Raw genomic sequence first — 20,565 nt, forward strand, 5'->3', positions numbered from 1 at the left:
CGGGGCGGGTGGGAGGCCCGGGGCGGGTGGGAGGCCCGGGGCGGCCGGCTGAGTTGGCGACCTGGCGGCCGGCCCCGGAGGCGGTGGATCAGGCGGTGTACTTCCGCACGTTCTTGTAGACGTAGTCGCGCTTGCGGCCCATGGCGTCGGCGACGTCCTGCTGGGCGCCGTGGTAGCTCCGGCTGAGCTCGCCCATCCGCTGCCAAAACTCCTTCTCGGCGGCGAGTACGGCGTTGTCGCGTGCGGTCTGGGCGATCTGAACAGCGGCCTTGATGTCTTCGGCGGTGCTGGGCTCGGCGTCGGATCGGGGGGGCATGTTGGCTCCTCGCGGATGGTGAGGGACGATGGTTCCGGCCCCCTGCTCCGGTTGGAGCGGGTTGGGAGACCCGGGGACGGCGGGCTGAGTTTGGCGACCTGGCCGCCGTCCCCGGGGCGCCTCTACTGCAGATCCTCGCGGGCCACGGCGCCCGGCTCGTCACCGGCCTGACCGTGCCCGAGCACTTCGTCGGCCGTGCGCAGGTGGAGGGCGGACGCGTAGAGGCGCTGGGCCTGGTCCTCCTCCCCCCGCTCGGCGAAGGCCAAGGCGAGCCTGCGCGTGAGCGCGCCGGTCGTTTCCAGCAGTCCGCTGGTACGCAGGCTGTGCTGGATCTCCTCCGGGTCGGCGCCGGAGTCGAGGTCGTCGTGGATGTGGCCAACCTCTTCGGCCAGGGCGTAGGCGGTGTCGCCGTCCCAGCGGTCCGGGTTGATCCAGTCAATGAGTCCGTTGGCGGCGGCGTCGATGACGTAGAGGGCGCCGATGAGGGTGAGCCACGTGACGACGGCTTCGAAGGCGGTCAGGTTCGCGAGGGGGCCGTCGTTGTTGACGATCGCGTGGAGTCCGAGGGTGCCGGTGCCAACGATGATCACGATGCCGTCGTAGCGGATGACGGCGGACAGGGCCTTGACGCCGGCGCGCCGGGCGCGCGCGACCCGGACCGGGCGGTTCTCCAGGGACTTCGGGCGGGCGGTCTCGACCGGGTGGACCAGAACGTGGGTCACGAAGGGCTCCTTCGGGCTACTGGTGCTGGGCGGTTGGGAGATCCCGGGGCGGCCAGCTGAGTTGGCGACCTGACGGCCACCCCGGGAGGAGAAGGTGCAGGGCGGTCAGGCCGGGTCGCGGTCACCGGAGAGGGCGGCGACGGTGCGCAGGTGCTCGCGCTGCGCGTCGATCCGCTGCTGGACCTCGCGGGCGAGCGGCCCGCCCCGGAAGGACTCGTAGTCGTAGGCGCTGCCGAGGACCCATCCGCGCGGGTCCACCGAGATGGCCTTGTAGGCGCCCTCGGGGTAGAGGTCGGCGTAGACGAACTTCTCGTGCACGGTGGCGATCTCCAGGCCCTTGCGGTCCCAGACCGTTGCGGTCTCCAACGCCCTGTTCTGGGCGGCGACCAGCTGGGACACGGTCGCGCGCCAGTGCGCGTCGGGCGCGCTGTCCAGGGAGGCGAACCGCTCGTCCATGGCCGTGCGGGCCCGGCTGTAGGCGCCCCAGAGGTCCTCGGCGCCGGTGGCGGCCTGCTTGAGGGCGGCGGTGTAAGCGGCCATACGCCAGAGGCGGATCGCCTCGTCGTACTCGGCGTCGATGAATGCGCGGCTCGCCTCCGTGAGGCTCTCGTCCTTCCAGGTGTAGAGCGGCCGTTCGGGCTCCTCCTCGGCGCCGGTGAAGGGCCGGAAGCTGAAGACGAGCCGGTTGAAGCTGTTGGGCGAGGCGCCGGTGAAGTGCGGGTGGTGGTAGGCGCGAGCCTCGTTGGTGACCCTGTCGATGTCTCCGACGCTGATGGTGGTCATGGTCTCTCCGTCGTGGCGGGCCGGGTGTTCCCGGCCGGGTACGTGCATGGAGGAGCGGGACTTTCTCGCTGGCCCGGGGGGCCTTGCGATGACTCAAGTATGCATCTTCAGCGAATGCATTTCAAGTGAATGCATTCAGGGATCTGTGGCGCTCCCCCCGGACTACACGTCGGCGCTGGTCACGGCGTCGTCGGGGCGGGCCTTCCCCGGCGCGCCACCGGTCCCCGCCGCCTCTTCGCGGCCCGGCCGGCTCTTCCCGCCTTCGGAGGCACGGCCGCCGGCGCGGGCCCGGGCCGCCTTGCGCTCGGCGGCGGCCAGGGCCGCCGCGGCGGGGCCCTCGCACTCGGTGCACGTGATGTCCAGGCCCGGCGCGACGATCCGGCCCCTGTCCTCGCAGACCAGACACGCCGGCCCCTTGGCCGGTGCGGGGATGCCGTACGCGGCGCGGTACTTCGCGTACGCGGGGATCTTCGGCCCCGGGGCCTGCTTGTCCTTCTTCTCCCCCGGGGCGGGCGCCTCCGGGGGGATGCCGGCCTGCATCGCCCATGCGGCGCGGATCACGGCGGCGACCGGGGCGTAGGCGACGTTGAGGGCCTTTTTCTTCACCTTGCGTACCCGGCGGCGGACTTGGCGGCGGACTCGCTTCTTCGCCTCGCGAACGTAGACCTTGGTGATGATCCGCGCGGCCTGGGGAATTTCCTTGGCGTAGTCGATGGGCGGGGGCGGCTCCTCGCCGAACCCGGCCTCCAGGATCCAGAACATGTCGAAGTTCGGGGTGGTCCAGCGCATGTCGGCCCAGGCGGTGAAGTGGCCGGGGTCGACGAGGTGCTCGGGCCACTCGTGCCGGTTCGGACAGAGGACCTCGACCACGGGCTGCGCGGCGCGTTCGAGGACGAAGGTCAGGCCGGTGTCGGCGCCGCACATCGGGCAGGTGACGGGCAGGGCCTGCCAGACGACACGGATGGTGTGTTCGGGGTCGAGCTGGAGGTAGTTGAAGCGGCGCTCGGCGGTGATGCGGTAGTAGCCGGCGTCCGGGTCGTGGGCGCGGAGCGGGTCGATCATTACGGACTCCTGGGGATCTTTCGGGCGGGGAACAGCCGGGAACGGGGAGGAACATGCAGGTCAGGGGGCCGGAACGCGGCGGGAACAGGTGCCGGGAGGGGAACACCGCCACCGGTCTCGTGCGGTGTTCCGTCCCCGTTCCCGGCCTGTTCCGGCGGGCTGACCTGCGTGTTCCTGAGGTGTTCCTGCGGTCAGGAGGCGCTTGCGTCCTCGCCGGTGAGCTTCTTCAGGTGGCGCAGGCAGTAGCCCTTGACCGTGGTCTTCTCGCCCGGTCGCCGGTAGCTGTCGGGCGTCCAGGACTTGCCGCCGGGGGCGAGGACCGCCTTGATCGCCGCCTTCAGTGCGACGGCGCGCGCGGCCTCCTGGTCGGCGGCGTCTTCCCCGTCGAACGCCGCCAGGGCCCAGCGGTCGGCGTCGTCCGCACTGAGGCCGGCGGCGATCTGCTCCAGCTGGAGACCGCTCGGGTCCCCGGCCGCCCGGAAGACCTCCCGGACGGACACGATCAGCTGCGGGACGGCTCCCGGCTCCTGGTCCCCGGCGGCGTAGTTCCGGGCGCTGGTCTCCATCAGGCTCCGCAGCGAGATGCGGCTGAGCTTCGCGGACTCGGGGTCGATGTCGACCAGCCCGGCCTGGGCCCGGGCCCGGCCGCGGCGCAGCAGCTCGTCGGGGTCGGCGTAGCAGCCGCGGTACGGGATCGGTTCGCAGTAGGCGGTGCCGGCCATCACGTACACCACGGAGGCGTCGTTGAGCTGGTCGCCCATGGCGGGGGTCAGCCGGTCGGCGCGCCACCCCTGGGCGAGCATGCCGTCGCCGAGGATCTGGATGACGTCGTCCTTGTCGCAGGCCGCCAGCACCTGGACGGGCAGTTCCACCACCCACGTGTTGTCCTTGATCTTCTCCTTCGTGACGCCCTGGCCGGCGATGAGCTCGGTGGCGTCGCTCTTGGCGCAGGTGATCGAGATCTCGGCGAGCATGCCGTCGAGGTCCCAGGAGACCTGCCGCTTGAGGTCCTCGTCGTAGTAGCCCTTGCGGCTCTCGCGGACCAGCGCGGGGAACTCGTCCACGATGACCTTGATGCCGGGCCGCTCCCGGGAGGTGACCCAGTTCTCGCCCATGCCGAGGCGGTCGAAGAGCCCGGGCCGGCCCTTGCCGATGTCCAGCACCCACTGGAGCGCTGCCTTCGCCTCCGCCGGGGTCGTGGCCACCACGTGCATAGCGTGCCGGAGCCCGCCGAAGCCGGAGCCCGCGCCGCCCAGGTCGATCCCGATGATGATCTGGTCCTCGGTCGCGGTGAGCACGTCCAGGATGGCCCGCAGGATTGTGGACTTCCCCGACCGGCTCTTGCCGACGATGTTCACGTTGGTGCGGCACATCGGCAGGGCCAGGGGACGCCCTGCCATGTCGCCGCCGATCTGCTCCTTGTGGAGGTCGGCGGTGGAAACGGACTTCGGTTCCCGGACGGGCAGTTCGGGGACGGCCTGCCAGGGGTTGGGGCCCGGTACGCGGATCACGCAGTAGTTCCGGGATTCCGCGGACTGCTGGAGCAGCACGCTGCCGGTGCGCACGCCGGGCAGGCATGCCTCCAGCGTGTCCAGCCCGTTGGAGATCTTCTCGGGGGTCATCCGCTCCAGCCAGACGTGGATCTCGAACCCCCACGCGTGGGGGTCGACCCGCAGTGCCGAGAGGGTGAGCTTCAGGTCCTCGGTGAGGGCCTGGCGCATCATCTGCTCGAACATGCGCGGCGTCATGCCGACGCTGACCTGCTGCGGGGCGCCGGCCTCGATCCGCTCCAGCCGCTCCAGCTCGTCTTCGCTGACCTCGACGTCGCGGCCCAGCATGGAGATGCCGGCGAGGTTGAGCACCAGGGCGCCGAGGAAGCCCCAGACGTCGGCGAAGCCGTAGGCGGCCGCGTCGGCCAGGACCAGTGGACCGTAGGTGACTCCGGCGCGGAACGCGACGGCCCGCTTCGCGTTCTTGCGGGCACTCTGTGCGACGGCCAGCTGCTTGCCGGCCTCCAGCTGGAGCTTGGCTGCCTGGGCCTGCTTCTGTTCACGCTGCAGAAGCGCGAGCTGCGCGCGGCGGGCGCTGCGTTTGGCCGTCTCGACGGCGGCGAGCGCCAGGCGCTCGTCGGCCGCGGCCTTGTATCCCTCCATGCCGATGACCCAGGAACGCATCTTCCGCTCCCCGCGCAGGGCCCGGGGGACGACTCCGTGCACGGTGAGCTGGCGGGCGGCGGCCTTCCGCGCCCGGCGGCGGGCCTGGCGGCGCAGGTAGGCGTAGCGGGCCTTGCGGCCCTCCTTGGTGCGCAGCTGCGGGTTGATCCAGGGGCGGTCGCCTTCCGGGTCCTCGCGCAGCTCCCACTCCTCGGGGGTGTAGACGGTGCCCTCCACCGGCCGGCTGTGCTCCGGCGCCGGCTCGTCGTCCACGTCCTGGTCTTCGTCGCCCGAAGGGTCCGCCGGCTGGGCCGGGATGGCGGCCGGGGCCTCCTCGTGGTTCGTGTGCAGCAGCGCCGTGAAGGCGGTGCCGCCGTCGCCGTAGAGGGTCTCGAAGACGCCCTCCAGGTCCTCGACGAGCTTGATCTTCACGTCGCGCGCCTTGGAGCCCTGCTCGGGGCCTACGACGCCGAGGGCCTCCAGCGCGTCCATAATTCGGCCCGCCAGCTCCCACTGGATGCGCAGCTTGCGCTGGAGCATGGACCGGGAGCCGAACTGGGTGGAGACGATCAGCTCGGCGGCCTCCCAGAGCACCTTGCGGTCCATGGCCTGGCCGACCTTGGCCCACAGCTGGGGGTCGTCGACTTTCGGGTTGGTGTCGATCTCGGTCATGCTGTTCACGCCTCCTGTCTGGGGGTGAGCGCGGGGCGGGGAAGCCGGGCATCGCTTTGGTCGGTTGAGACCGGCGGGCCCCGCCCTGCGCTCTGGGGGAAGGTGTTCGGGTCAGGCGGCGTTCGCGCCGCCGGGGCAGTCGTTGCAGACCCCGTAGCGCTTGGGGATCTCGTAGTCCTTCTCGGTGTGGCACTCGGGGCAGACCCTGCGGGCTGCCACCGCCTTGCGGATCGCGGCCCATCGCGCCTCCGTCATCGGCCGCTTCGGCTTGGCACGCTCTACCAGGTAGAGGGCGGCGAACATCGGGTTGCCCTGGCGGGTCCACCCGAGCTGGCCGGCGACCGGCTGGCCTCCCGGGCGCAGCCCGCGGGCCCGCAGCTGTCGGTAGGTGGCCATGACCTCGGGGTCGGGGCCGAGCTTCCATGGCCAGGTCGGAAGCCCGAACTCCTCGCCCTCCGGGTCGTCGTAGCGGGGACTGGAGCGCGGCATCACCGGCTCCTGACGCCGGCCGGGTTGCTGCGGGTCGACTTGGCCTTGGCGAGGCGGTCGTAGACCCAGGACTTGCCCGGCTCGATGGCCTTGTCGCCGTGGACTTCCGCGCGGCGCAGCTTCGTTTCCGCGGTGACCCCCTTGGCGGTGGGGATCCGGCCGTCGCGGATCTCGCTGCGGATCCACTCCTCGATCGCGGCGTTCTCGGTCGCGTCGTAGTTCTTCGCGGTTTCCGCGGCAGCCCGCCGGGCGCCCCGCGAGAGCCTCCGCACCGGGGCCGTCACGGAAGGCCGCTTCGAGCCCTCGGCCGCGGCTTCACGCTTCCGCGTGGGCGTCTTCGCGGGTGTGCGCGCGGACGGGGGGACGGACGGGTTGACCTGCGAAGATCCATTCCACCGGAAAGCGTTCGCCGGGCCCTCCACGAGTCCGTCACGGGTTCCGGCAAAGACCCGCGTGGGGAGGGTTGCAGGCTCTTCCGTGACCGGCTTCACGGACTCGTCAGAGACGTTCTCGGCTGCCACTGCGGACACCTTCGCGGAAGCGGTGAGGCGCATGCGGCGTGCGTCCGCGAGCTCCTCCAGGACCTCCGCGAGACGGCCTTCCGCGTCGACCCGCAGGCCGAGCATCTCTGCCGAGAGGTGCCGCAGCAGCTCCTCGGGCAGGTCCACACCGGTGCCTTCGTGCACGCCGTACGCGGCGTGCCACGCCTCGTCCTCGGAGAGGAGTTCGTGCCCGGCGATCGCACGCAGCGTCTTCGCCGTCGCCCACACCGTCGGCAGCAGATCCTCGCGCTGCTTGCGGGTGGCCTTCACAGCCTTACGCCGGGCCCGCTCGGCCTTCAGCCGCGCCCGGGCCTCCTGGTGCCGGCCGAGCTGGACCAGCTGCCAGACCGCGATCGGGATGATCGAGGACGCAGCCAGGACGGCGCCCAGGATGGTCCCGTACTTGTCGCCGCCGACCTGCTGGCCGTGCAGCCAGTTGATCCACGCAGCCAGGCCCGCGAAGGTGTAGATCGCGATCCGGTACGGCCACGGCGAGCGGCCCTGCTGCATGGCCTTGGCCTCGCCGGCCGTGGCGGCCCAGGCGGAGCACTCCAGCATCACCGGGAGCAGGGTGACCAGGAGATAGCCCACCCAGCCCATCTCGCCGAGGATGCCCGTGCCGGTCAGCGAGGCGGCCTGCGAGATGAGGGCCGGCACGATGCTGCAGGCCATGACGGCCAGCGCGGCGGCCAGGTCGAGGTGCTCGGCCAGCCACGCCGGCGCCGCGTTCAGCCGAGCGGCGAACCGCTCGCGGGCCTCGCGTCGCTGCTTCGCCTTATCGCGCCGCTTCTTCTCATCGGCAGCCGCCTTCGCGGCCCGGTCCGACTGCTCCTTCGCGAGCTTGGCGGCGGCCTCGGCCTCCTTGGCCTTGCGGATGCGCTCGGCCTCGCGGTCCTTGGCCTCCTGCTCATCGGCAGCGCGCGCCCGTTCCTGCTCGAAGGCCTGCTGCTGCGCCCGGAAGTGCAGGTCGGCGTGCAACTCCTCGTTCAGACGGCTCTGTTCGGCCTTGGCGGCGTCATCCTCGCGGCGGGCGGTACGAAAGTCGGTGAGGCTCACGGGGTACCTCCGGCGGTCGGGGTGGCCGCGTGCGGGGCGTAGCGGTACAGGGCGGCGACGAGGGCGATGACCAGGCAGACGCCGATGCGCTCGGCGACGCCGGGGGTGAGGCCGAGGAGCCAGGCGCCGCCGGCCACGGCCAGGGGGAGCTGGATCGCGCCGAGTTCGGCGAGGAGCCGGGTCAGCCGGGCGCGGATCTCGACGATGGGCGTGTGGCCGCGGCTGTCGAGGTAGGCGAGGCCGGCAACCGGGAGCGCGAGCAGTACGCGCTGCCACCAGGTCGCCTGCAGGCCCAGGAGCCAGCCGGCGCCGAAGAGGATGAAGGCGGTGATGGACCACGTCGTCACCAGGGCCTGGACCTTCAGGGGCAGGCCGCGCGGGGTGCTGGTGCTCATGCGACCCGCACCTCCCGCGCGGTGAAGGCGGCCGCCGGCACCGACTTGCCCTTCCGGAAGCCCGCCACGAGCGCGACGGTGAACGGGAAGGGGAGGGAGGCGGGGCGGGTCGGGCGGGAGTCCGCGGGGACCGGGCCGAAGACCCGGTCGGTCTGCTTCACCTCGGGCTCGCCCGTCAGCCGGCGGATCAGCTCGGCGACACGGGCGGCGGTCTTCGGGTCGTGCTCGGCGATGCCGAGGATCACGTCGGCCTGGAACTCCAGGCGCTCCGCCTGCTGTTCGGCCGACTCGTCCAGCGGGGCCAGCCAGTCGACCGGCCTCACGCCGGTCAGCAGCTGCAGCTGGCGCAGGATCTCGACCTGTTCCAGACCCTGCGGGTGGGTCGTGCGGCTGGAGGCTGCAAAGATGGTGTTCACGGGTCGTTCTCCTCAGACGTGGACGGCCTGTGCGCGGCTCTCCGGGTCTCTGCCAAGACCACCCGGAGGGCCGTTTTTGGCATGGCGGTGCCGTCGTTGAATGCACGGGTAGCCAAACCATGTGTAGCCCTTCCGGTACCCCCGGTTAGAGCTATCGGTAATGATGAGACCACCTCGACATGCCGCGCGTCAAGACTGACGCGCCATTAGAGATAGCTATATAGTGATGGCGTTGGATGCTTAGAAAGGCGGCCTGAATGCCCGTTTCGTACCGCGAGATCGCTGCTGCGCTCCGGCAGCAGATCTCTGATGGGCGGTATCAGCCGGGAGACAAGCTGCCCATGCTGACCGAGCTTCAGGAGCAGTACGGGGCTGGCTACCAGACCGTCCGCAGCGCGATCCAGCTGCTGGAGCAGGAAGGGCTGGTCGTCGCTGTCCGGCGGAGAGGGACGATCGTGCGTGAGCGTCCGGAGAAGCGTCGAATCACAAGGTCGCGGCAGGTCTACCGGGACGAGATCGGGTACTACTTCGATCCCGCCGCCCAGAACTGGGTCGCGCTGGAAACGCCCACCGTGAGGTGGGGAGTGGTCCCCGTGGACCTGGCCGCCACCATGGGGCTCAGCGTCGGCTCGGAAGTCCTCATCCGGGACCGGATCATGGGCGACCCGGACACTCGGGCCGCGATGCAGCTCGCGACCAGCTACCTGCCGGCCGACCTCGTCCGCGGTACGCAGCTCGCCGAGAACAACACGGGCCCGGGCGGCATCTACGACCGGCTCGAAGAGATGGGGCACGCCCCGCTCGCTTGGAAGGAAGCGGTGTCCGCGCGGATGCCGTCCCCGGAGGAGGCAGAGTCGCTGGGCCTCCCGGCCGACGTCGGCGTTCCGCTGCTGCGCGTCGTCCGCGTTACCCGGTCCTCGACGGGCCAGGTAGTAGAGATCAACGACACCCGGATGTCGGCCGAGCTCTTCGAGATCGGCTACGACATCGAGCGCGACGGCAGTGCCCAGGCCGGCGCAGAGTCCGCACCGGCCTAGACCCTAAGGAGAACTCAAGATGAGCCGTTCACCGTAGAAAGGAAGAACGGCCGCCCTGGTGAGACAGGACGGCCGTTCGATGTCCCGACTCCCCAGCCTGGCAGCACACGGAGTCGTGGTCAGCGCGGTGACCGCGCTGGGTGCCTGGACCATCAGGGCCCGTCGGTCACCTACCCAACAGCATAGACAACGACTCCCGGGCAAGCCCAGACAGGCTTGCCCAGTGGCCTGAGTCACACAGTTGATCAGCTGATCCACGGCTCCCTTAACAAGGGACCGTATGTGTCACACCTGAACAGGGCCGCCGCGGCGGCTGTACCTCGCCCATCCCACCGACCCCCCGGCCCGTCTGCGCCCATTGCCGCGCACCCGGGCTTGCCCAGCGCCGGCCTGCCCAAGCGGCGCGAGAATGGGCAAGCCTGTCACCTGGGCCTTCCGAGCAGCGGGCAAGCCTTCGGGCAAGCCCACATGTGGAGAGTTCACGGCACAACATCCACTAGGAGGTGTGCCGTGCACGTACCTGTGCACCCCGGGTCCGTAGCGATCCGTCCCACCGCCCTCACCCGGGGAGGAGCGGTATGCGCCACGATCTGATCCCCCGGGTCGTCAGCGCGGCCGCCATCGACTGGATCAAGTTCGACGCTCTGCTCGCACGCGACGGCAGTGTCGAACCTGTCGACAAGGCGCTCTACGCGGCCATCGCATCCTTCGCCGACCAGGGCACCCGCGAGACCGATGACGCTCCCGACGCAGACGACATCCCCACCCGCAAGGTGCTCGCCCGCTGCATCGGGCGGTCCGTCGACACGGTGGACCGGTCCACGAAGCGGCTGGAGGACAAAGGTCTGCTGGAGGTCGAGCGGCGCCCAGACCCCAACAACCCTCGCGTGAACATCCCCAGCCTGTACCGGCTGCTCGACCACGAGCGGTGGGACGAGCGCGCTGCCGCCCGGACCCAGCGGCGGCAGGCCGAGCGGGAGGTGAGGGCTGCCCGGAAGGCGAAGCAGCAGGCCAGCAGCCCCGAGGGGGGTGGCCGCACCAGTGCGGCCACCCCTGACGAGGGGGTGGCCGCACCAGTGCGGCCAGGGGGGCCGCATGGACGCGGCCAGGGTGGCCGCACCAGTGCGGCGGTTCCTTCTTCTCTTAAAGAATCTCTCTCTCAAGAGGGGGGTGCGCTTGATGCGGCACCCGGTGAGGGTGGTGCTGTCGTGACGGAGAGAGAGACCTCGGCTGCGCCGCAAACCCCCGGGGTGGTTCCCTCCCAGCGGACGGCAGACGATGAGGCGGATCAGGTCGTCGCCGCCTACCGGAAGGCGCTCCGTAGGCCGATCACCAGCAAGGCTCTCGGCACGATCCGCTCCGCGGCCGCCGACCTGCTGGCCGACGGCTTCCCCGCCTGGTGGCTGTGCGACCGTGTGCAGGAGATGGCCCCGCGCGGGTGGACCGACCTGCACAAGCATGCCGATCGTTCCACCGCGCCGACCGAGCAGAGCGCTGCTGCTGTCGAGTGGTGCGGCGACTGCGGCCAGCACGACCGCAAGCGCTTCAACGACCAGTACGAATACGTGGACTGCTGGACGTGCAGCCCGATCGCCCTCGCCGGAGTAGCCCAGTGAAGGAACTCGAACTCCCCGAGCAGCGGGGCGGCCTTGAAGGTGCCGCCCCGCCGCACGACCTCAACGCCGAGATGGCGGTCCTCGGCGCGATGCTCATGTCCAAGGAAGCCATTGCCGAGGCCGTCGAAGTCCTGAAGCCGGAGCACTTCTACAAGCCGGCCCACGCGACGATCTTCGAGGCCACGGTCGGGATGTACCTCCGCGGAGAAGCCGCCGACCCGATCACGCTCTCTGCCCTGCTCACACAGCGGGGCGAGAGCGCCCGGGTCGGCGGCAGCGCCTACCTCTTCACCCTGACCGGCTTCATGTTCGGAGTCGGCTCCGTCAGGTACTACGCGGAGATCGTCCGCGAGACGTGGTCGGTGCGACAGGTCATCATCGCCACCCGCACCACCCTAAACACCGCTCTGCGCGGCGAAAGCACGGCCACCGAGCTCGTCGCAGCACAGCAGCAGGCCCTGCTCGCAGCAGTCGACGAGGACGAGGACGACGGCCTGGGCCTGCTCGGGCCAGCGCTGGAGGACTTCCACGACGACTACGAGGAGCGGGCCGCCAACGCTGGCAAGCTCAGCGGAATCAGCACCGGCTTCACCGACCTCGACTCGCTGACCGGTGGTCTTCAGCCCGGACAGCTGGTCGTTGTCGCCGGCCGCCCGGCGATGGGCAAGTCGACCCTCGCACAGGACTTCGTACGGGCGTGCTCCCTGAGGGACCGACAGCCCTCCGTGTTCTTCTCCCTGGAGATGAGCCGCCGCGAGATCACCCGGCGCGTGATCTCGGCCCAGGCCCGGGTGCCGCTCCACCACATCACCCACGCGATCCTGCCGGACGAGTTGCGCGCCAAGGTCGACCGAACGACGGCGGAGCTCATGGATGCTCCGATGTGGATCGACGACTCCGCCAACCTGAACCTGGTCACCATCACAGCCAAGGCCCGAAAGCTCCGCGAGCGCCAAGGGCTCAAGCTCATGGTCATCGACTACCTGCAGCTGATGCAGTCCGGCGCCGGCCGCCGTCCGGAAAGCCGTCAGCAGGAGGTCTCCGACATCTCCAGGGCCCTGAAGATGCTTGCCAAGGAGCTGCAGATCCCTGTAGTCGCACTGTCCCAGCTCAACCGAGGGCCCGAGAACCGCACGGACAAGAAGCCGATGGTGTCCGACCTGCGGGAGTCCGGCGCAATCGAGCAGGACGCGGACATGGTGATCCTCCTGCACCGCGAGGACGCCTACGAGAAGGAATCGCCGCGCGCGGGCGAAGCCGATCTCATCGTTGCCAAGCACCGCAACGGCCCGACCGCCACGATTACGACCGCGTTCCAGGGCCACTATTCGCGCTTCGTCGACATGGCCAGCACCTGAGGGGGACCACCACATGAACAGCAAGGAATTCTCCACCGGCCTCGCCGAACTGCGGGCTGTACGCGACGAACTCAAGCCCTTGGAGCGCGAGCTGACGCAGCTCCAGGCTAAAGTCGCCAAACTGCGCGAACGCCGGGACGAGAAGGTCCAGCAGCTCGGCGGGTACGCGAAGGCCACCTCGGACCGGATCGCGACGGCCGCCGGCCTCAGCGTGATCGACATCGTGACCCTGGTGCCCTCTCTGGCGCCTCAGGGCGCCCCTGAGGCGCCCGCGGAGCCTCCCGTGACGGAATCCGTCACGGTTGATCAGCCAGCCGCTCAGGCGCCCGCAGAGCCGATCAAGGAAACGTCTGCGGCACCGGGTCCGGACAGGGGCTTTGCCGATCAGGCTGGTGCCATTGCACGGCTGCGCGCGGCGACCGCCGACGGCGCCTTCGACCTGGAGGTGCTCGGCGAGCCCCGGCAGGCCGAGACCGCTCCGGCCCCGGTAGCTGCCGGACCCGAACAGGCCGAGCGCGTCCTGCCGTCGATTCCCGCGGGTGCCGAGGGCGACGCCTGGTTCCGCGCCGAGGCCGGCCTGACGTCGAAGCGGCCGAACTTCAAGCAGGCCACCAGGGGGATGGCGTTCCTCGACACCGCGACCGGCGTCCTGGTGTGGCAGGGCGGCACCATGCGCCTCGACCTCGGCCAGTCCTCGGTGGCCGAGATTCTCACCGCCGTCTACGCGGTGGCCCCGGCCACCATCGAGCGGATCTACATCACTGCGGGCGACCCATGGCACCAGGGCGCCGAACGGCACGAGTTCCTGAAGGACGCCGTCGCAGCCTGGCTGAACGGACCGCTCCCGGAGGGCTGGACGGTGGAGTCCTCGCGCGGCAAGGACCGGCAGGCCGGCCACCTGGTCCACCCCCGCAACCCCGTGGGCCGCTGGCAGCGTGGCGACCAGCACACCGAAATCCGCAGCGTGGGGGAATGGTTCGACCCCGAGGGCGCAGACCCGGCGACGGTGCGCGCGGCGTTCGTCGAGCTGTGGAAGGCCCTGCGGCCACACTTCGAGGACGTCGTCCTCATGGGCTCGCCGTCGCAGACCGGCCGGGACCTGTGGTCGCGGACCATCCCGACCAAGGCCGGCGCGAAGTGGGCGGATGGCTTCCCCGTCATGTCGCAGGAGATCCGCGGCCTGCTCCACGCCACGGCCGGGCAGGGCCGGACCGAACTGATCACACCGCCTCGCGTGCCCGAGCGGGTGCCCGGCTGGTACGAGGTCGACCGGACCTTCGCGTACGCCAAGCACACCTGGGCCTCCGGTGTCGGCATTCCGAGGCGGATCACCGCCGCGACCTTCGCGGCCATGACCGAGAAGGAGCAGGCGAACGCGTTGTTCGCGCCTTCGCACTGGCAGGTGCGGGTGACCATCCCCAAGGACTGGAACCACGTCGGGCTGCTCCCGGCCCCGGCACCCGGTGAGCGCTCCTGGCACTACCCGTACGAGGGCGGCCAGACCTTCGTCACATGGGCGGGCGGCGCCGAGGTCAACCTCGCGCTGCGCAACCCGATCGCGCCGTGGCGGATCGAGATCCTCGACGGCCTGCTGTGGGAGTCCGGCGACCCGCTCAAGAGCTGGAGCACCAAGCTGCGCGAGGCCTGGCAGTCCCTGCGGGCCACCGCCGAACTCCACGGCGACGAGCAGCAGAAGCGGGCCTGTCACCTGGCCTCCCGCGCGGTCCGCAGCATCCTGCTGTACGGGATCGGGACGTTCGCGCAGCGGCCGCGGGTCACGACCGGCTCGCTGGAGCTGGGCGCCGGCGGCGAGGTGCCCGACCTGCCGGACGGGGCGCGGCTGACCGGCATCACGGACACCCACGTCACCTGGGAGCGCAACCAGGGGTTCGCGCGGGACCAGTACGCCCACCCGGAGTGGGCGGCCGGGGTGTGGTCGGCTGCCCGGGCGGCCCTGCTGTCGGTGAGCACCAGCTCGAAGGACCCGCAGACCGGGAAGCCGATGAAGGCCGGCGCGCTGCACCTTCCCGCGGGGAGCATCTTGGCCTTCCGGACCGACGCCATCTACACCTCGGCGCCGGTCGACTGGGAATACGGCGGTGAGCCGGGCGACTACCTGCTCAAGGGGCGCATGGAGTGGGAGCAGAACACCCCGCGTACGGACGAGGAGTTCTACGTTCTGCAGGAGCTCGGCCGCCAGGCCTACGAATCGGAGGGCATGTGAGCAGCGCCGACGTGATCTGGGGCGGTCAGTGGGAGCACCCGGCCTGTGGTGCCTCGGGCGAGTCCATGTGGGAGGACGAGGACACTGTCCGCTCCGAGCACGACTGCGGCCGCGAGGGCGCGGTCGTCTGGAGTGCGGAGTGGCGCTGCCACGGCTGCGGCAACGAGGGTGACGACCAGTTCGAGGACGACTCCTCGGCGTACGCCGACCACGAGTGTGACGACGAGGACGAGGAGGCGGCCGCGTGACGCCGCGCAGTAGGAGGCCCGCGGGCGGCCGGGGCGCGCAGCGCAACGAGGCCGCCCGGCTGACCTCGGAGCTGGAGCGGGCCGGGTTCAGCCGGAAGCAGGTCGGCGAGATCCTCGGCCGCAACCCGTCGCTGGTAAGCCAGTTCTTCACCAAGAACAAGGGCGCGTCGATGGTGGAGGCGCTGCGGGCTGTGGTCCAGGAGGTGCAGGCTGGCGGGCCGCGGGACATCGCGAGCCTGAAGGCCCTGGCCGCCGGGCACGTTCAGCCGCGGCTCAACAGGGAGGGCTACAAGGCCCGCGTCCGCGGCAAGACGCGGGTGCGGGCCGAGCGGACGGTCAAGGACGCCAAAGGCAAGCCCGTCATCGGTGCCGACGGCAAGCCGGTCAAGGCCTGGTCCTCGTCCCTGGCCAAGGCCGGCAAGCAGCACATCGCCTCCGGCGCGAGCCGGCTCCGGCCGGTGGTGGACGACGCCGCCGCCAACGGCGGGCGGATCGCGTTCACCGTCCGGGCCCGCAAGGGGGCCTTCAAGCACGACGCCGGCCGCCGGGCCGACTCCCCCGGTGTCCGCCGTTACGTGGTCCAGCGGCGCGACGGCACCGAGGAGCGCGCCTACGCCGACAACCGCGGGGGCCCGGGTTCGGGTGAGGAGGGCTTCGACGGCGCCGAGTTCAAGGCCTTGGTCGACGCGGCCGGCGGCGACGTCGCGGCCGCCGTGCAGAAGTGGCTCGTCGACACGGACAAGATCGAGCCCGGCACACCGATCGTCGGCCTAGAGATCCGTGGCTGGAAGCCCCAGGACTAGACGGGCGTTCTCCCCGGGGCGTCTGCTCCGGGGGCGAGGCCTTCAGCCGACCGGATCTTCTTTCAGCTGAAGCAGCTTCTGGGCGTACTTCTGCGGGTCGGCGACCGCCGGCCGAAACGTCGCGAGCTCCCGGTCCCAGAAGTCCAGGTGCTCCTGCGGAAGAACCAGCCGGTGCAGCTCGCCGTCGACCTTGCGGATCCAGCCGAGTTCCTCCAGGAGCATGAGTGCGACATCCACGGCGTAGACATCCATGCCGGCCGCGTCTGCGATGGCCCAGTCGTCCACCTCGACGTACAGGTCCTCGTGGCGGTATTGCGAGGTGACAAGCAGCTCGTAGAGGCAGGCGCGTGCCAGGTCAGGGAGACCCGAGCGCCGGAGTGCAGCGAGGTACTCGGCGTACCGCTCAGCGTGCCCGGGTCGCACGCTCGGCGGAGCGGCAGGGCAAGCGGACTGTGCTCGCAAAAGCTGTGTGTACTTCCCGCCCGTGGCCGTCTGGGCTTGGCGCGCACGCCGTGCGGCCGTGCTCTGGTGCTTGGGCATCGGTTCTCCTGGACGCCGGCCTTCCCACGCTGAACGCCGACTTGAGAACGCCGGGTTGGGTCGCGGGCCTCGTAAGACCTTGGCCGTTCACCGACCGGTGGCGTGGTCACCTGGTCTGTGGCGGTGGGCGGTGCGCGTCCAGCCGCGAGGACTGTAGCGCCGTGGGGTGGGTGCGCTGGACGTGGCGCGCCCGCCACAGGAAGGCACTTAAATGCATTCTCTTGAAATGCCTTTCTTGAAGATGCATACTAGTGGTTGGCGGAGCACCGCATCCCGCCCGTGCCACCCTGCTCCCCGGAGGAGACCGCGATGTTCCCCTGGTACGTGCTGTTGCTGATCGGCGCCGCGATCGCCCTCGGCGGGCGCCAGTACTTCTACGGCACCCTGGCCAACAAGCCCCGCGAGACGTGCTCCTGGTGCCGGATGGCATCCGGACACGAGGTCGCCGGCCACACCTACGAGACCTGCCGCGGCCTGGTCCGGGAACGGCAGGCCGAGGAACAGCGGGCAGCGGACCGCAAGTTCGCCGCCGACCGCCGCGCCGAGCACCAGCAGAACCAGCAGAACGAGCTGGACCAAAGTCGGGCCCGGCAGAAGGGGCGAATGCGCCTGCTGCAGGTGGGCACCGTCACGACCCGCACCGGCCCCACCGGCTACGTGATCGACATCAGTGGGTGGATGTTCGACGCCGCCACCGCCGCCTCGGGCCAGCGCCCTTCCGGCTCGCCCGCGACGTTCCGAACCACCGGAGCCCCGGAAAACGTCCACGGCTGGACTCTGCCGGAACTGCACGCCATGGCCCACGGCGGCGCCTGCACCTGCGATGTCGTCCGGCTCTCACGCAACACCCGTCACTGACCTGCACACCTCTCTGTGTCGAAGGAGACCACCGTGCTGAAGAAGCTCATCGCCGCCATGACCAGCACTCGCTCTGAGCCCCTCCCCCCGCCCGCCGGACCGGCCCGCCGCACGGCCCCCGCTGCTGCGACACCCGTCCCGGCTCCGGTGTCGCGGTCCACCAGTCCCCGGCCCATGGCGTCGTACGAGCTCGCCTCGTGGAACTGCCCGACCTGCGAGCAGACCGCATCGGAAGGCACTCAGGCCTGGGACGACCGCGGCCCGTACCAGCTTCTGAGCGTCCACAACCTGCGGTGCCCGGCCGGGCACCGCTGGAACAACAGCAATGACGGCAGCTGACAGGGGTGTGGCGCCCCGCAACGGGGCGCCACACCCCTGCCCCACCCCGTATCCGCACGCCACCGAACCCCCGCCCCACGCCTTGGCCGACCCAACATCGAGGTGAGCACATGACAGTCACAACCACGCCTCCGCCGCTACGCGCCCATCAGACCGACGCGGTCACCAGCACGGTGCGCGAACTCACGCCACTCCCCCACACTCCGATGCCGCCCGCCGGTCTGCGCACCCAGGTCATCATGGCCACGGGCAGCGGCAAGACCCTCGTGGCCGTGCACACTGCCGACCGGGTCGGCGGCGACCGCGTCCTGGTCCTGGTCCCCTCACTGGACCTCCTGGACCAGACCGCCCGCGCCTGGCGGGACGGCGGCCGCACGGGGGCATTCGTCGGGGTCTCGTCTTTGGACGCCTACGAGACCGGCTTCCCGCACACCACCGACCCGCACGCTCTCGTGCAGCTCACCGCGCATGACCGCGTCACCGTCTTCGCGACGTACGCCTCCCTCGGCAACGGGATCCTGGAGGTCGCGCACGACGCGGGCCTGTCCCCGTGGGGCCTGATCGTGGTGGACGAGGCACACCGCACCAGCGGACGGACAGGCAAGCCCTGGGCCGTCGTCCACGACAACGCCCGGATCCCGGCTGTCGCGCGCCTCTACATGACCGCTACCCCCCGCATCTGGACCGCCGGCGACGGCGACGAGGAGGACGGCGAGCTCGTCGCCTCCATGACCGACGACCCCGAGGGGCTCTTCGGCCGCGTCGCCTATCGCCTACCGCTGGAGACCGCGATCGAGTTGGGCATCGTGGCGCCGTACCAGGTCGTGGTCGTGGACGTGCAGGACCACCAGCTCAACGCCGCGATGCTGGCCGCCGACGAGGCCTCCGATGCGGTCCGCGGCCTGCGGCTCGGCGCCCTCCAGGCGGCCACCCTCAAGGCTGCCGAGGAGGAGGGCCTGAGACGGGTGCTCTCCTTCCACCAGCGGGTGTCCGAGGCGGAGGCCTTCGCCGCCGGCCTGCCCGACAAGGCCCGCGACCTCCACCACCCCAGCGGCGAACCGGCATCCACCGGCGAGGCGGCGGTGTGGGCGCAGTGGCTGCACGGTGAGCACAGGCCCGCCCACCGGCGCCGCGTCTTGACCCAATTCGCGGCCGGCCTCACCGACAGCGGGCAGGACGCCCGGCTTTCGCTCATCGCCAGCGTGAAAGTCCTCGGCGAGGGCGTCGACACCCGGGAATGCGACGGCGTCGTCTTCTGCGACGTCCGCGGCTCGATGCCCGACCTGGTCCAGGCCGTCGGCCGCGCCCTGCGCATGCACCCCGGCGAAGGCAAGATCGCCACCCTCGTCGTGCCGGCCTTCCTCTCCACCGGCGAGACCCCCGAGACCATGCTCACCTCCCCCGCGTACGCAGGCCTCGCCAAGCTCCTCGCCGCGCTGCGTGCCCACGACACCCGGATCGAGCATCTGGCCAGCCCGGGCACACCGGCCCCCGCTCGACCCGGCGAGCCCGGCCTCGCATCCGCCAGCCAGGACGACGCCCCGGACGACGAGCAGGCCACCGAGAGCGTGTCGGCCCGCAGTCTCCTGCGGTTCTCCCAGCCGCGCGACGCGCACCAGCTGGCCTCCTTCGTCCAGCTGCGGGTCCTCAACCCCGAGCGGGTCCAGTGGCGCCGCGGCATCCAGGCCGCCCAGCGCTACCGCGCCCAACACGACGACCTCCGCGTCCCGTACGGCTTCCGCACCCCAGAGGACTGGGCGCCCGCCGGCTTCCCGCTCGGCGTCTGGATCGCCGACTGCCGTCGCCACTACAAGGCCGACGCCCTCGACGGCGAGCGGATCGTGCAGCTGGAAAAGCTCGGCATGCTCTGGTCCCTGTTCGACGCCCGCTTCGACGAGGGCCTCACCGCGGCCGCCGCCTGGGCCACCGAGTCCGGCGTCGGCCTGGCCGCCCCGGTCGACGCCGAACACGGCGGGTACCCCGTCGGCCGCTGGCTGAAGAACCAGCGCGCGGCCGCCCGCCGGGCGAAGACGCCGCTCTCCCCCGACCGCCGCACCGCCCTGGAAGAGATCGACCCGGACTGGTGCCCGGAGTGGACCATCGACTGGCAGCGTGCCTTCCGTCTCGCCCAGCGCCACGTGGGCGCCGGGGGCACGCTCCCGCCCGGTCCCGGCATCCTCGTCGTGGACGGCGAGGACCTCGGCCGCTGGGCCGCCGTGCAGTGCCAGGGATTCGGGAAGCTGACGGGGGAGCAGCAGGCACTGCTCGGCACGCTCGGCATCAAGCAGGCCGCGGCGCCCGCCAAGCGGACCCGGGAGGAGATGTGGGCGCACAACCTGCGCGCCGCTGCCCAGTACCGCGTCCGGGTCGGCAACCTCGACGTACCGCGCAGCCACACCGAGGAGGTCGACGGCGAACCGGTGCGGCTCGGGGCCTGGATCAGCCAGCAGCGGGTCAAGGCCGGGAAGCTGTCGGTCCAGCGGGTGGAGGAGTTGTCGGCCCTCGATATGCGCTGGTCGTAGAGAGCGCGCTGCGTCGGCCCGACGGCCGGGCCTCGTCGGCGCTCCCGACAGCTCCCCAGTGGGGATCCCGTGTGATCTTGGTTTGGGCTCCCCAATTGGGGAGCCCACAAGCAAGTTGACCTCACTCTGGCCTCCAATCCGGCAATTCGCCAATCAACGCTGAAAAGCGACGCCAAGAATGGGCCCTTCAGTCGACGAACTCGGCACACCTGGTATGGATCGACCTGTGATCACCTGGGAGGCCCGCACGCGGCCCCTCATGGCGTTTTGACCTCTCAGGTGGGCCGCCGGATACGGCAAACGGGTGTTTCGACACGGAGATGTGACTGAGCGCGCCAGTTGGCCTGTGAGCAGTTCAGTTGGCCCGTCCTGTGCTCAGCCCGATTGCTTCTCGTGAGCCGGGACGCGATAGTT

Annotated in this window: 19 protein-coding genes; 9 read left to right on the plus strand and 10 right to left on the minus strand. The window is 70.7% G+C overall.

Annotation, left to right across the window (positions count from 1 at the left end):
* Positions 1-88: 88 nt before the first annotated feature.
* The 9 genes from J7I97_RS33250 to J7I97_RS33290 all read right to left on the minus strand — a co-directional run bounded on the left by J7I97_RS33250 (position 89) and on the right by J7I97_RS33290 (position 8,606).
* Positions 89-316 carry a hypothetical protein gene (locus J7I97_RS33250; protein WP_214942739.1) on the minus strand — a complete coding sequence of 76 codons (228 nt, stop codon included), beginning with the start codon at positions 314-316 and terminating at the stop codon, positions 89-91.
* 122 nt (positions 317-438) lie between these two features.
* The gene (locus J7I97_RS33255) at positions 439-1,038 is read right to left on the minus strand and encodes a hypothetical protein (RefSeq protein WP_214942742.1); all 600 of its coding nucleotides are present in this window, start codon (positions 1,036-1,038) and stop codon (positions 439-441) included.
* 105 nt (positions 1,039-1,143) lie between these two features.
* Positions 1,144-1,821, minus strand: a complete 678-nt coding sequence (locus J7I97_RS33260) for a hypothetical protein (RefSeq protein ID WP_214942744.1) — start codon at positions 1,819-1,821, stop codon at positions 1,144-1,146.
* 162 nt (positions 1,822-1,983) lie between these two features.
* Positions 1,984-2,883 carry a hypothetical protein gene (locus tag J7I97_RS33265; RefSeq protein ID WP_214942747.1) on the minus strand — a complete coding sequence of 300 codons (900 nt, stop codon included), beginning with the start codon at positions 2,881-2,883 and terminating at the stop codon, positions 1,984-1,986.
* A gap of 191 nt (positions 2,884-3,074) precedes the next feature.
* Complete coding sequence (locus J7I97_RS39250; RefSeq protein ID WP_251059405.1) at positions 3,075-5,708, minus strand: DNA translocase FtsK; 2,634 nt, start codon at positions 5,706-5,708, stop codon at positions 3,075-3,077.
* Positions 5,709-5,819: 111 nt separating this feature from the next.
* Positions 5,820-6,197 (minus strand): RRQRL motif-containing zinc-binding protein, encoded by a 378-nt coding sequence (locus tag J7I97_RS33275; protein WP_214942750.1) that lies wholly within the window; start codon positions 6,195-6,197, stop codon positions 5,820-5,822.
* Positions 6,197-7,795, minus strand: coding sequence for a hypothetical protein (locus J7I97_RS33280; RefSeq protein ID WP_214942753.1), 1,599 nt, complete (start codon positions 7,793-7,795; stop codon positions 6,197-6,199). The genes J7I97_RS33275 and J7I97_RS33280 overlap by 1 nt, the downstream gene beginning before the upstream one ends.
* Entirely contained in the window at positions 7,792-8,190 is a 399-nt protein-coding gene (locus tag J7I97_RS33285) for a hypothetical protein (protein WP_214942756.1), read from the minus strand. Before J7I97_RS33285 ends, J7I97_RS33280 begins: the two co-directional genes overlap by 4 nt.
* Complete coding sequence (locus J7I97_RS33290; RefSeq protein ID WP_214942759.1) at positions 8,187-8,606, minus strand: hypothetical protein; 420 nt, start codon at positions 8,604-8,606, stop codon at positions 8,187-8,189. Before J7I97_RS33290 ends, J7I97_RS33285 begins: the two co-directional genes overlap by 4 nt.
* A 257-nt stretch (positions 8,607-8,863) precedes the next feature.
* Between J7I97_RS33290 and J7I97_RS33295 the strand changes: the two genes are divergently transcribed.
* From J7I97_RS33295 to J7I97_RS33320, 6 genes are all read left to right on the plus strand, one after another.
* Positions 8,864-9,643 carry a GntR family transcriptional regulator gene (locus J7I97_RS33295; RefSeq protein ID WP_214942762.1) on the plus strand — a complete coding sequence of 260 codons (780 nt, stop codon included), beginning with the start codon at positions 8,864-8,866 and terminating at the stop codon, positions 9,641-9,643.
* A 578-nt stretch (positions 9,644-10,221) separates the two neighbouring features.
* A complete protein-coding gene (locus tag J7I97_RS33300; protein WP_214942764.1) occupies positions 10,222-11,259 on the plus strand; it encodes a hypothetical protein in 1,038 nt (345 codons plus the stop codon).
* The gene (gene dnaB / locus J7I97_RS33305) at positions 11,256-12,617 is read left to right on the plus strand and encodes a replicative DNA helicase (protein WP_214942767.1); all 1,362 of its coding nucleotides are present in this window, start codon (positions 11,256-11,258) and stop codon (positions 12,615-12,617) included. The genes J7I97_RS33300 and dnaB overlap by 4 nt, the downstream gene beginning before the upstream one ends.
* A 13-nt stretch (positions 12,618-12,630) precedes the next feature.
* The gene (locus J7I97_RS33310; RefSeq protein WP_214942770.1) at positions 12,631-14,841 is read left to right on the plus strand and encodes a Mucin-19; all 2,211 of its coding nucleotides are present in this window, start codon (positions 12,631-12,633) and stop codon (positions 14,839-14,841) included.
* Positions 14,838-15,089 carry a hypothetical protein gene (locus J7I97_RS33315; RefSeq protein ID WP_214942774.1) on the plus strand — a complete coding sequence of 84 codons (252 nt, stop codon included), beginning with the start codon at positions 14,838-14,840 and terminating at the stop codon, positions 15,087-15,089. The genes J7I97_RS33310 and J7I97_RS33315 overlap by 4 nt, the downstream gene beginning before the upstream one ends.
* Entirely contained in the window at positions 15,086-15,892 is an 807-nt protein-coding gene (locus tag J7I97_RS33320; protein ID WP_214942777.1) for a hypothetical protein, read from the plus strand. Before J7I97_RS33315 ends, J7I97_RS33320 begins: the two co-directional genes overlap by 4 nt.
* Positions 15,893-15,934: 42 nt before the next feature.
* Here the strand turns inward: J7I97_RS33320 and J7I97_RS33325 are convergent, their stop codons facing one another.
* Positions 15,935-16,315: a hypothetical protein gene (locus J7I97_RS33325; protein ID WP_214942779.1), complete on the minus strand. Its 381-nt coding sequence runs from the start codon at positions 16,313-16,315 to the stop codon at positions 15,935-15,937.
* Between the two features lie 426 nt (positions 16,316-16,741).
* Between J7I97_RS33325 and J7I97_RS33330 the strand changes: the two genes are divergently transcribed.
* The 3 genes from J7I97_RS33330 (at position 16,742) to J7I97_RS33340 (ending at position 20,151) form a co-directional block, all read left to right on the plus strand.
* A complete protein-coding gene (locus tag J7I97_RS33330) occupies positions 16,742-17,290 on the plus strand; it encodes a hypothetical protein (RefSeq protein ID WP_214942782.1) in 549 nt (182 codons plus the stop codon).
* Between the two features lie 33 nt (positions 17,291-17,323).
* Complete coding sequence (locus J7I97_RS33335) at positions 17,324-17,629, plus strand: hypothetical protein (protein WP_214942786.1); 306 nt, start codon at positions 17,324-17,326, stop codon at positions 17,627-17,629.
* Positions 17,630-17,739: 110 nt separating this feature from the next.
* Complete coding sequence (locus J7I97_RS33340) at positions 17,740-20,151, plus strand: DEAD/DEAH box helicase (protein ID WP_214942789.1); 2,412 nt, start codon at positions 17,740-17,742, stop codon at positions 20,149-20,151.
* Positions 20,152-20,565: the final 414 nt, after the last annotated feature.

The sequence above is a fragment of the Streptomyces sp. ISL-87 genome (assembly GCF_018614095.1).
Classification (GTDB): Bacteria; Actinomycetota; Actinomycetes; order Streptomycetales; family Streptomycetaceae; genus Streptomyces.

Bases quoted from the DNA above. Each gene is read 5' to 3' on its own strand.
- J7I97_RS33250 (WP_214942739.1), bottom strand. From the start codon at position 316: ATGCCCCCCCGATCCGACGCCGAGCCCAGCACCGCCGAAGACATCAAG.
- J7I97_RS33260 (WP_214942744.1), bottom strand. From the start codon at position 1,821: ATGACCACCATCAGCGTCGGAGACATCGACAGGGTCACCAACGAGGCT.
- J7I97_RS39250 (WP_251059405.1), bottom strand. From the start codon at position 5,708: ATGACCGAGATCGACACCAACCCGAAAGTCGACGACCCCCAGCTGTGG.
- J7I97_RS33265 (WP_214942747.1), bottom strand. From the start codon at position 2,883: ATGATCGACCCGCTCCGCGCCCACGACCCGGACGCCGGCTACTACCGC.
- J7I97_RS33300 (WP_214942764.1), top strand. From the start codon at position 10,222: ATGCGCCACGATCTGATCCCCCGGGTCGTCAGCGCGGCCGCCATCGAC.
- J7I97_RS33275 (WP_214942750.1), bottom strand. From the start codon at position 6,197: ATGCCGCGCTCCAGTCCCCGCTACGACGACCCGGAGGGCGAGGAGTTC.
- J7I97_RS33285 (WP_214942756.1), bottom strand. From the start codon at position 8,190: ATGAGCACCAGCACCCCGCGCGGCCTGCCCCTGAAGGTCCAGGCCCTG.
- J7I97_RS33310 (WP_214942770.1), top strand. From the start codon at position 12,631: ATGAACAGCAAGGAATTCTCCACCGGCCTCGCCGAACTGCGGGCTGTA.
- J7I97_RS33295 (WP_214942762.1), top strand. From the start codon at position 8,864: ATGCCCGTTTCGTACCGCGAGATCGCTGCTGCGCTCCGGCAGCAGATC.
- J7I97_RS33330 (WP_214942782.1), top strand. From the start codon at position 16,742: ATGTTCCCCTGGTACGTGCTGTTGCTGATCGGCGCCGCGATCGCCCTC.
- J7I97_RS33340 (WP_214942789.1), top strand. From the start codon at position 17,740: ATGACAGTCACAACCACGCCTCCGCCGCTACGCGCCCATCAGACCGAC.